General features: G+C 67.7%; 8 protein-coding genes and 2 pseudogenes. 5 read left to right on the top strand and 5 right to left on the bottom strand.

Annotated features, from left to right (window positions below; genetic code table 11):
- Positions 1-2,161, top strand: a 2,161-nt coding sequence (locus U9977_RS21850; protein WP_322751155.1) for an ATP-binding protein, incomplete at its 5' end; no start/stop codon positions are given.
- 526 nt (positions 2,162-2,687) lie between these two features.
- Here the strand turns inward: U9977_RS21850 and U9977_RS21845 are convergent.
- Together U9977_RS21845 and U9977_RS21840 are read right to left on the bottom strand one after the other, a co-directional pair.
- A complete protein-coding gene (locus tag U9977_RS21845; RefSeq protein WP_322751154.1) occupies positions 2,688-3,839 on the bottom strand; it encodes a Fic family protein in 1,152 nt (383 codons plus the stop codon).
- A gap of 65 nt (positions 3,840-3,904) precedes the next feature.
- Positions 3,905-4,045, bottom strand: a pseudogene (locus U9977_RS21840) (VapC toxin family PIN domain ribonuclease); the annotation flags it as partial.
- Here U9977_RS21840 and U9977_RS21835 point away from each other — a divergent pair.
- Positions 3,988-4,227: pseudogene (locus tag U9977_RS21835) on the top strand (hypothetical protein); the annotation flags it as partial. The pseudogenes U9977_RS21840 and U9977_RS21835 overlap by 58 nt on opposite strands.
- 266 nt (positions 4,228-4,493) lie before the next feature.
- Entirely contained in the window at positions 4,494-6,074 is a 1,581-nt protein-coding gene (locus U9977_RS21830) for an ATP-binding protein (protein WP_322751152.1), read from the top strand.
- Here the strand turns inward: U9977_RS21830 and U9977_RS21825 are convergent.
- The 3 genes from U9977_RS21825 to U9977_RS21815 all read right to left on the bottom strand — a co-directional run bounded on the left by U9977_RS21825 (position 6,055) and on the right by U9977_RS21815 (position 7,629).
- Positions 6,055-6,573 (bottom strand): hypothetical protein, encoded by a 519-nt coding sequence (locus U9977_RS21825; RefSeq protein WP_322751151.1) that lies wholly within the window; start codon positions 6,571-6,573, stop codon positions 6,055-6,057. The two genes, U9977_RS21830 and U9977_RS21825, sit on opposite strands and share 20 nt — an antisense overlap.
- Positions 6,570-7,073 (bottom strand): helix-turn-helix transcriptional regulator, encoded by a 504-nt coding sequence (locus U9977_RS21820; protein WP_322751150.1) that lies wholly within the window; start codon positions 7,071-7,073, stop codon positions 6,570-6,572. The genes U9977_RS21825 and U9977_RS21820 overlap by 4 nt, the downstream gene beginning before the upstream one ends.
- Positions 7,074-7,419: 346 nt before the next feature.
- Entirely contained in the window at positions 7,420-7,629 is a 210-nt protein-coding gene (locus U9977_RS21815) for a PIN domain-containing protein (protein WP_322751149.1), read from the bottom strand.
- Positions 7,630-7,708: 79 nt separating this feature from the next.
- Between U9977_RS21815 and U9977_RS21810 the strand changes: the two genes are divergently transcribed.
- Both U9977_RS21810 and U9977_RS21805 read left to right on the top strand, forming a co-directional pair.
- Positions 7,709-9,196, top strand: coding sequence for an ATP-binding protein (locus U9977_RS21810; protein WP_322751156.1), 1,488 nt, complete (start codon positions 7,709-7,711; stop codon positions 9,194-9,196).
- 124 nt (positions 9,197-9,320) lie between these two features.
- A partial coding sequence (locus tag U9977_RS21805) for an ATP-binding protein (RefSeq protein WP_416210737.1) occupies positions 9,321-10,468 on the top strand: 1,148 nt, incomplete at its 3' end.

The following is a 10,468-nucleotide window of genomic DNA, read 5'->3' as shown; positions in this document are numbered from 1 at the left end:
GATCATCAAAAGGCGCTTCGCCGATCGTTTCCGGAAAATATACTTCAAGGCTCCGCATCCTACCTGGCCGGTGAAAGAATCCGCCTTCGCGGACGCCCCGGCATATACTCCACGGGCACTTCTCCAACGCATAGACAACCACGTCCAGAAATGCCTGGCCAATAACGAGTTCTCGGAACTGGAAAATCTGGGCGATGAAAGCACGCCGCCTCCACCCATCGTGCTCCCGCCCATCATCGATCCGAATCCGAATCCGCTGGACGTCAGGTTCGACGAACTACGTGGGAACGCCGACATCACCGCCGCCCTTGTCGCCGAGACGGAGGACTCGCTCGTTCCGAGACTGCTCGCGGCCGGCCTGACTGCGTGGATCGCCGAACGTGGCGGGAACGGGGACACCTTTTCTCGGGATCCACTGCCGGGGCCGAAACCCGCCCTGCATGCCCGCCTGCGCCGCACTCTCGACGAGAACACCGGCGACGAGATCCACTGGGCCTTCCGAGCGGTCACGAGTGACCAGGCCACCTCCGCGCTCAACCGAATCCGCGGCGCCTGCACGATGGCCGGCATCGATCAGGGCGGAGGCAGACGCCGGCTGTTCCTGTTACGCAACGCCATCTGGAGCAACGGCGCCCGCACGCGGGAGGCGATCGAGGCGTTCACCGCGGCCGGTGGCATCACCCTCCCGCTGGACGACGGCGACCTGAAGACATTCGCCGCGCTGGAGACGATGCTGGCCGAGAACCGCCCCAACCTGCGGGACTGGCTCGTTACGCGGCAGCCGGCCAGCAACACGACGCTGCTGAGCGCAGTCCTCGCCGACGCGGCTCCCGCTCCGACCCCGAAGCCGACCGCGACCCCGGGACTTGACCGCACAAGCCCCGAACCTGGTGCGACAAAAACCGCGCCGATCACGATCGGCCTGACCGTGAACGGCCGCACACCGGTACAGGTCGAGCTGGAGTCCCTGCGCAGGCATGTCGCGATCTTCGCCGGTTCCGGTTCGGGTAAGACCGTGCTCATCCGGCGGCTGGTCGAGGAGTGCGCGCTGCGCGGTGTTTCGTCGGTGGTCCTCGACCCCAACAATGACCTTGCCCGGTTGGGCGACGCCTGGCCGACGCCCCCGGCGCACTGGGCCGACGCCGACGCAGGGCTGGCCAAGGAGTACCTGGCCGAGACCGATGTCGTGGTGTGGACGCCGCGCAAGGTGCGCGGTCGGCCCCTGAGCTTCCAGCCTCTTCCGGACTTCCAGAGCGTCCTCGACGATCCCGACGAGTTCGGCGTCGCGATCGACGCAGCCGCCGCCACGCTGGCGGCCAGGGCCAACGTCGCGGGAAGCAGCAGCAAGGCGCACCTGGGCCAGGCAGTGCTGTGCGAGGCGCTCCGGTACTTCGCCCGCCGCGGTCGGTCCACCCTTGCCTCGTTTCTCGAGCTCCTGTCCGACATCCCGGACGGCGTGAGCTCCCTCGATGACGCCGGAAAAATCGCCGCGGGGATGGCGCAGGCGCTGAAGGCCGCGATGGTGATCGACCCGCTGTTCGGCGGCCGGGGCGAGCCCGTCGATCCGAGCCTGCTGTTGACACCACCCGCCGGGAAGCGTGCCCGGGTGTCGGTGATCAGCCTCGTGGGCCTTCCCGGTGACGAGCAGCGGCAGAGTTTCGTCAACCAGCTGCAGATGGCACTGTTCGCCTGGGTCAAGAAGAACCCGGCCGGCGACCGGCCGCTGGGCGGGTTGTTCGTGATGGACGAGGCCCAGACCTTCGCGCCGTCCGGCGGGATGACGGCCTGCACGACGAGCACCGTGGCGCTGGCGTCGCAGGCACGCAAGTACGGGCTCGGGCTCGTCTTCGCGACGCAGGCTCCCAAAGGGCTGCACAATCAGATCCCGGGCAATGCCGCCACTCAGTTCTTCGGCCTGCTGAACAGTCCGGTCCAGATCGCCGCCGCCCAGGCCATGGCCAAGGTCAAGGGTGGCGACGCGCCGGACATCGGCCGTCTTAAGATCGGCCAGTTCTACGCCGCGGGTGACGGGTTCGCCTTCCGGAAGGTGCAGACGCCTCTGTGCCTGAGCCACCATCCCAAGAGCCCGCTGACCGCCGAACAGGTCGTCGAGCGTGCGAACGGCGGCACCGACCAAAAACCCGCCATCCAGTTCGACTAGCCGGCCCAGGTAGGTGCTGCCGGTCGTCAGGTGTCGGCATCTCCTCACCCTCAGCCGCTGCCTACGCCGGATAGCACACCATCGACCCGTCCGCGTTCGACCTCCGAGTGCGGCACCCGGGAGCCACCCGGCCCAGAGCCGGCCCAGAGCCGGCCCCGACATCCGAACGCCGCGCCCCGACGAGCTCCACGCCGCCTGCCACGTCAGACGAGTGGAAGGTAGGCGTATATTTTGCGTCCGATTTGTGGCTTTCTGGGATGTCAACCTTCCACTCGTCACGGCGGTACAGTCAATACGTCGCGCCGGGGGACGCTACCGGCAGACCTGCGGCACGGGCCGCCGCTATGAGAAGTTTGTCGTACGTGAGCATGATGTCCAGCGAGCCTTGAAGGTCCAAGCTCACGTGGCCACAGACAGTGGCCCCCGAAAGTGCGCGGCAACGTGAATGGCCTCCGGGACACGCCGACGAGCAACCCCTGGGCAGACACGATCACGAGCCTAATCGGGGAAGGGCGCCGACACGGGTTCAGTCTTGCCGGTCGCCGTACGGGTCGCGCAGCGGTCGATCCGCGTGCGCACCGCGGACCGACCGCTGCGCCTGCGCCGCCGGGCCGGATGCGACATAGTGCTGCGTCCGGCCGTGCCCGACCTCTTCGATCAACCCGGCCTTCTTCAGGCCCGCCAGGTCACGGATGGCCTGATCGCGAGTCAGCCCCTCGTCCCGAGCATAGGTACCGCGCCGCACCCCGCCCGGACGAATGCCTGCGTACAGCGCGGCGACCGTCCGCTCCCCCAGACCGGCGGCGGCAACCTGGCCGGCGAGAACCTGCCAGATCTCCGCCGCGATCTCGAGCCGCCGCTCGACCAGCTGCGCCTGGAGATGATGTGCTCGCAGGCAGAACCGCACCCAGCCGTGGGCATCCCGGTTCGGCTGGTAACTGCCCCCCTGCGCCTCGCCCAGCGCCGCGTAATACATCGCGGTGTTGTACGGCGACGACCCCAGCCATTCCTCGATGCTGGAGAACTCAGGCGCCAGGATCAGTTCCCGGGCCAGCACGAGCGTGTGCAGGCAGCGCGACATCCGTCCGTTGCCGTCCCGCCAGGGATGGATGCTGACCAGGTTCAGATGGGCCATCGCCGCGCGGACGAGGGACGGCGCATCGCGATCACTGTTCTGGAGCCAACCACACAGCTCATCCATCAGATCCGGTAGACATGCCGCATCCGGCCCCAGGTACACGGGAGGGTTGTCCGGCGAGCCGGCAACCCAGATCGGCCCCAGCCGGTACCGGCCGGGTGACCGTTCCAACTCACTGCGCACCATCGTGAAGTGCAGCACCGACAGCAGCATCGGATGGTAGGTGAACACCTCGAACCGGGCTGCCTGCTGCACGTAGGTCAGCACGTCCGCGTAGCCGGCGATCGCCGCGCGGGTCTGCCGGTCGTGAGCTGTCGGCATCTCCTCGCCTTCGGCCACCGCCTCGGCCTCAGCGACGCCAACCGTGTAGCCCTCAATCGTGTTGGAGCCCCTGATCGCCCCTGCGATGAGACTCCGCCGCAACTGCCCGAGCCAGCGCCTCGGTTCAGCGACATGGTGGCGCAGATCCATGCGGAACCGTTCGAGCTCGCCGAGCACTCGCTCATCGGCCGCGTCGATCTCAGGAACGCGAAACAACATGCGACGATGCTACGTGCCTCGTAGCACGACCGGCCGATCCTGGCACACGGCACTACGGACTCGCCTCAGCCAGGCGCGGCAACGGCCAGACCTTCCTGGCTCGCGGCGGCGGCCAGGCGCTTGTCATAGGTGACGAGGACGAGCGACGGTGCGTCGAGCCGGAGTGCTGTTGCGAGATGAATGGCGTCCAACGAGCGCAGCAGCGGTACGCGCCGGTGCCACCGACGACGCGATCGAGGGAGTGGACGTCGTCACCCGGCCCGCGCTCGTCGCGTCCACCGTGGACGTGCTGACCGCGGACGCCTACCTGCTGGGTACCCCGGTGAACATGGGTACCCCGGTGAACATCGGGTACATGTCCGGCGCGCTCAAACATTTCTTCGACCAGAAGTAGCGCGAACCCTGGACCTGATATGTGCGTAACGTAGCGGTCCGGGCATGCAGGGTAATCCCGGTGGGGTGCAGCCTTTGCGGCAGAGTGTGCCTCGGCTGGTGTGGGGCGCCGGCACGTGACCCAGCTGCGGGACCGATCCTGGCAACCTCCCCACGAAGCCAAAGCCGAGGTGTGTCGGCATCGAGCCCCAGCTAGATCGTCGATCACGCGTAGGGTGGTCACGGAGCAACCCTGCTGGCAGGTCCGCGGAGGGAGGATCGATGCCTCGCCGGTTCAACACGGCCGGTCCGTGTGTGCCCGCGACCCATTACATGATCCCGGCTCTGGAGCGACTGCCAGAGGGGCCGGGGCTCGTTGACCAGCGGGCGTATTTCGTGGTGCACGCCCCTCGGCAGACGGGGAAGACGACGGCGCTGCGCGCGCTTGCCAGCGAGCTGACCGCCGGTGGGCAGTATGCGGCTCTGCACTTCACGTGTGAGGCCGCGCAGGCCGCCGGAGACGACTACGCGCAGGCGCAGCACGCCATCCTGCAAGAGATCCGCACCCGCGCGATCACCGCGCTGCCGGCAGCCCTCCAACCACCGGTCTGGCCCGGGGCGCCGGATGCCTCGCTTCTGCGTGAGGCACTCACCCTGTGGTCGCGGGTCTGCCCACGTCCACTGGTGCTCTTCTTCGACGAGATCGACGCGGTACGCGGCGAGAGTCTGATCAGCGTGCTCCGCCAGCTGCGGGCTGGCTTTCCCGAGCGCGAGACCGGGGACTTTCCCTGGTCGGTGACCCTCTGCGGTCTGCGTGACATCCGCGACTATAAGATCATGTCCGGTAGTAATGCCACCCGTCTCGGGACCGCAAGCCCCTTCAATGTCAAACTGGAGTCCCTTCGTCTTGGGGACTTCACGCCGGACGAGGTCGCCGAGCTTTACGGCCAGCACACCACCGATACCGGGCAGCAGTTCGCCCCGGGCGCCGTCGAGCACGCCTACGAGCTGACCGGCGGCCAGCCCTGGCTGGTGAACGCGCTCGCCCGTGAGGTCGTCGAGAAACTAGTTGTGCCCGCGCCCGAACCGATCACCGTCGATCACCTCGAGGCGGCGAAGGAGCGGCTTATCCTCGCCCGGGCCACCCACCTGGACTCGCTTGCGGCCAGGCTCGCCGAGCCGCGGGTGCGGCGGGTTGTCGGTCCGCTGCTAGCCGGTGACCTGCTCACTCTTGAGCCCTATGACGATGACCTCGTCTACGTTCGTGACCTCGGCCTGATCGCCCCCATGGCTCCTGTCCGCGTCGCGAACCCGATCTACCGGGAGGTCATCGCCCGGGTTCTGTCGTCAAGCATCCAGGAGAGCGTCACCGCCGACCCCCGCTCGTTCGTCCGCTCGGACGGCGGCTTCGATTTCCCCAAGGTGCTCGACGAGTTCGCGGACTGGTGGATGGAGAACGGTGACTTTCTTATCAAGACAGGCTTTTACCACGAGGCGGCCCCCCAGCTGATCCTCATGGGCTACCTCCAGCGCGTTGTGAACGGCGGTGGGTTTGTCGAGCGTGAGTACGCGGTCGGTTCGAGCCGTATCGACCTGCATATCCGCTGGCCCTACACGACTCCCGATGGCTCCCGCCGCGTCCAGCGTGAGGCGTTGGAGATCAAGACCTGGCGTCCGACCAAGGCGGACCCGCTTCGCCAGGGCCTCAAGCAGCTTGACCGCTACCTCGATCGTCTCCAGCTCGACACCGGCACCCTCGCCATCTTCGACCAGCGCCCCGCTGCCCCCGCCATCGACGAGCGCACCGCCATCACGACGACCACAAGCCCCGCTGGCCGCCGAATCACCTTGCTACGTGGATAACCGAAAGTCGGGCAGCGTCCCTGGGTACGACCGACGCTCGCCCGCGCGGCCCGCTCACCGTGATCGGCGAGGCCGACGCCGCCGCCCGCGAGGCCTGCTGGGACCTCGGCGCCACGGCAACCGCCAGCCTGATGCCCAGCTGCCGAATCAGCTCGCGGCCTCGTTGCCCGCCGTCTGCCGGGGCCGGGGCCGGGGGCCGGGGGCCGAGATCCACCACGGTCACCTCTCCGTCAGCCTCGACCGCGAGGCGGGCGAAGCTGTCCGACAGGCGCAGCTGCCGGACCAGCCATCCCTCGGCGACCGCGGCCCGGGTGAATGCCCTCACCACGTCAGGGATCGGGACGACCGGCGGGGCTCCGGAAAAAAGATCGACATCTTGCGTCGATCTGTCCACGAGGGCTCTGGCAATGAGCGCCGCGCCACCCGCGACCGCGAAACCGGCGCTTTCGTCGAGGCTGAAGAACATTGCGGCCACGGATCGTTGGAAGGATGTGATCACGCGAAGACGATCTGTTCCCAGGCCCGCCGAACGGCCGCCGGCAGGACCAGGTCCGGCCAGGCATCCACCAGCAGGGCGCCATCGACATAGGTGAGGAGGTCCGCGGGCAGACCCTCCCGTAGGACGATCTCGTACACCCGATGACGCTGCCGGCGGTCCGAGAGGTCATAGACCCGGTCGGGGTCAGACCAGTTGAGATGGACCGGCAGCCGCACCCGCGCCAGTGCCTGGCCTGCCGGCAGCCGCGGCAGGCGGTCGGGCACGGAGAAGGGCCGGCCACGCTCGTCGGTCAGGTCGACGAAGGAGGGCACCGGGACGACGTCGAACCGGAAGCCTGCGGCGGCCAGCAGACGTGCCGCGGTATCGAGCGTTGGCGACTTCGTTCCGTGCTCGTAGGCGGCCAGGGTTGGCCGGGAAGTCCCTGCACGCCGGGCCAGTTCGGCCCCCGAGAGCCCTGCCTCCAGCCGGGCCTGTTCGATCAGGCGGCCCGTGGTCTTCACTCGGCGTCCCTCCCCCACATTCTGGCGTATCCTATAGGATACGCTAGGAGCTCTCGTGGCGCGTCGAAGGCAGTGATCGGAGTCTCGGGAGCGGCCAGCGGCGCCACCGTGCCGGTCATACGGCTTGCGGGGCGATGCGTTATTGGCGGCCTGCCGCGAGCAAAGGATGCGGCCAGCGAGATGACGGGTTGAACACCCTTGTTGATGTGATTCCCGCGGCCAGATCTACTACCCCGCGCTCGCGCCACTGCGCGCGGAACGGGACACCAGCCCGCTGTTCGGCGAGGCCCGGTATCTACTCGCCGATGAGGACAACAGCACATCGTCGGTCCTGCATAGACTCGCCTCAGCCAGGCGCGGCAACGGCCAGACCTTGCTGGCTCGCGGCGGCGGACAGGCGCTTGTCATAGGTGACGAGGACGAGCGACGGCGCGTCGAGCCGGAGCGCCGTCGCGAGATGAATGGCGTCCAACGAGCGCAGCAATGGATCGGTCAGGACCGCGGCAGAGGCGAGGATCGACTCCTCAACGGGCACGAGCATGACTCGCGACAGCACGCACCGCCACCAGAGCAGAATCCGTCATAGGCGTAGTTATCATAGGTACGGTTCTGCGAGGCGTGAAGACGGGGTGATCATGAAGATGCAGGTGCTGCGCAGGCCGAGCGACATGTTCGACCGGGAGTACGAGTGGACCGCGCTCACCGCTTTCGCCACCGATCCCGGCGACGGGGCCACGCTCGGTGTTGTGTCCGGGCGCCGACGCCAAGGCAAGACCTTCCTCCTGCGGGCGCTGTGCCAGGCGACCGGCGGCTTCTACTTCGCCGCCGACGAAGCCGCCGACGGCGAATCGCTGCGCCGGATCGGCGCCGATCTCGCCGACCACCTCGCCACCCCGGCCCCACTGGTCTTCGACACCTGGCACTCGGTCGTCGACGCCCTGCTCGCACTCGGCCGCGACCGCTGCGTCCCCGTCGTCATCGACGAGTTCCCATACCTGGCCAAGGCCAACCCGAGCCTGCCCTCCGTCATCCAGAACGCACTCGCCCCACTGCGCGCGGAACGGGACACCAGCCGCACCCGTCTCCTGCTGTGCGGATCAGCCATGTCCTTCATGGGCCGACTACTCGGGGGCAACGCGCCACTACGCGGACGTGCCGGCCTCGAGCTCATCGTACCGACCCTGGACCACCGCCTCGCCGCGGAGTTCTGGGGAATCGACGATCCGGTCACCGCCCTCAAGGTCAACGCGATCGTCGGGGGCACCCCGGCCTACCGCCGGGAATTCGCCCGCGACGACGTGCCCACGGGCCCCGACGACTTCGACCCCTGGGTCACCCGCACCGTGCTCTCCCCCACCAGCCCGCTGTTCCGTGAGGCCCGGTATCTACTCGCCGACGAGCCGGACCTGCGCGACACCGGTCTGTACCATTCGGTGCTCGCGGCGATCGCGGCCGGCAACAGCAGCCGCGGCGGCATCGCCTCCTACCTGGGCCGCAAATCCGGTGACCTCGCCCATCCACTGACCGTCCTCGAAGACTGCGGCATGATCACCCGTGAACCCGACGTCTTCAGGAACAACCGGACCAACTTCCGGATCGCCGAGCCGCTCCTGACCTTCTACCACGCGGTGATGCGCCCGATCTGGTCCGATCTTGAGCACACCCGCGACGCCACCGGGCTGTGGCAACGCAGCCAGCGCAGGTTCGTCGGCAACGTCCTGGGCCCACACTTCGAACACATCTGCCGCCACTGGACCCGCCATCTGGCACCGACCGAGCGCTTCGGTGACTACCCCAACCGCGTCGGCGCGGGAACCGTCAACGACCCGGCCAACAAGGCCAGCCACGAACTGGACGTCGTCACTTTCGGTCTCGACGACGACAATCACGCACCACTGATCGCGATCGGGGAGGCGAAGTGGGGCGAGACCATGGGTGTGGGCCATCTCGCCCGACTCCGTCGGATCCGCGCCCTGCTCGTCGCGCAAGGACGCCTCGGCGCCCAGAGCGCCAAACTTGCCTGCTACAGCGGCGCCGGGTTCAGCGCGGAACTCCGGAGACTCGCCGCGCAGGACACCGCCGTCGTCCTGGTCGGCCTCGACGATCTCTACCGGGGATCATGACCGGGATGCCGACTGATGCCGCCGCTCAGGTCACCATCATGGTCACCTCATGGCTAGATCGTCGATCACGCGTAGGGTGGTCACGGAGCAACCGCTGCCTGCCGGCCCGCGAAGGGGACGATCGATGAGTCGCCGGTTCAACACGGCTGGTCCGTGCGTGCCAGCGCAGCATTACATGATCCCGGCGCTGGAACGGCTGCCGCAGGGGCCTGGACTTGTCGATCAGCAGGCGTACTTCGTCGTGCACGCGCCCCGGCAGACGGGCAAGACGACGGCATTGCGGGCACTCGCGCGAGAACTGACCGCACAGGGCCGGTACGCCGCGCTGTACTTCTCCTGCGAGGTGGGTGCGACCGCCGGGGAGGACTACGGGGCGGCGAGCCGAGCCATCCTCACCCAGATCCGTTTCAACGCTGAGGACCATCTTCCGCCGGAGCTACGCCCGCCGGCCTGGCCCGTCGAGTCCGATGCGTCCCTTCTCCAAGGAGCGCTCCGCGCGTGGGCGCGGGCATGTCCGCGTCCATTAGTGCTGTTTTTTGACGAGATCGACGCTCTTCGTGGGCAGAGCCTTGTCAACGTGCTCCGACAGCTGCGCGCTGGCTTTCCCGAGCGCGAAAACAGAGATTTTCCCTGGTCGGTGGCCCTCTGCGGCCTACGAGACGTCCGTGATTACAAAGCAGCATCCGGCGGCGACCCGTCCCGGCTGGGCACGTCGAGCCCTTTCAACATCAAACTGGAATCGCTGCGGCTGGGCGATTTCACGGCCGAGGAAGTCGCCGAACTCTACGGCCAGCACACCGCGGATACCGGGCAGCGGTTCGCCCCGGGTGCCGTCGAGTACGCCTACGAGCTGACCGGCGGCCAGCCCTGGCTGGTCAACGCCCTTGCCAGGGAGGTCGTCGAGAAGCTTCAGGTGCCAGGTGACAAAATGATCACAAACGGGCATCTGGAGGAGGCGAAGGAGCGGTTGATCCTGGCTCGGGCGACCCATCTGGACTCGCTCGCCGCGCGGCTCGCCGAACCTCGGGTCCAACGCATCCTCAGCCCCGTGATCGGCGGCGACCTCCTGCCCCTGGACCCCTACAACGACGACCTGAGCTATGTCCGCGACCTTGGCCTGATCGACGTGAACGCCCCGGTCCGGGTCGCCAACCCGATCTACCGCGAGGTCATCGTCCGCGTCCTGTCCGCCAGCGTCCAGGAGAGCGTCACCGCCAACCCCCGTTCGTTCGTCCGCCCGGACAACAGCTTCGACTTCCCCAAGGTCCTCAC

Source organism: Protofrankia sp. Cas8 (genome assembly GCF_963555845.1).
Taxonomy (GTDB): domain Bacteria; phylum Actinomycetota; class Actinomycetes; order Frankiales; family Frankiaceae; genus Protofrankia.
The sequence above is the reverse complement of the archived record's forward strand: the minus strand, read 5'-3'. Positions and strand labels throughout refer to the sequence as shown.

Excerpts from the sequence above, each read along its gene's own strand:
- U9977_RS21845 (WP_322751154.1), bottom strand. The coding sequence starts at position 3,839 with ATGTTGTTTCGCGTTCCTGAGATCGACGCGGCCGATGAGCGAGTGCTC.
- U9977_RS21830 (WP_322751152.1), top strand. The coding sequence starts at position 4,494 with ATGCCTCGCCGGTTCAACACGGCCGGTCCGTGTGTGCCCGCGACCCAT.
- U9977_RS21810 (WP_322751156.1), top strand. The coding sequence starts at position 7,709 with ATGAAGATGCAGGTGCTGCGCAGGCCGAGCGACATGTTCGACCGGGAG.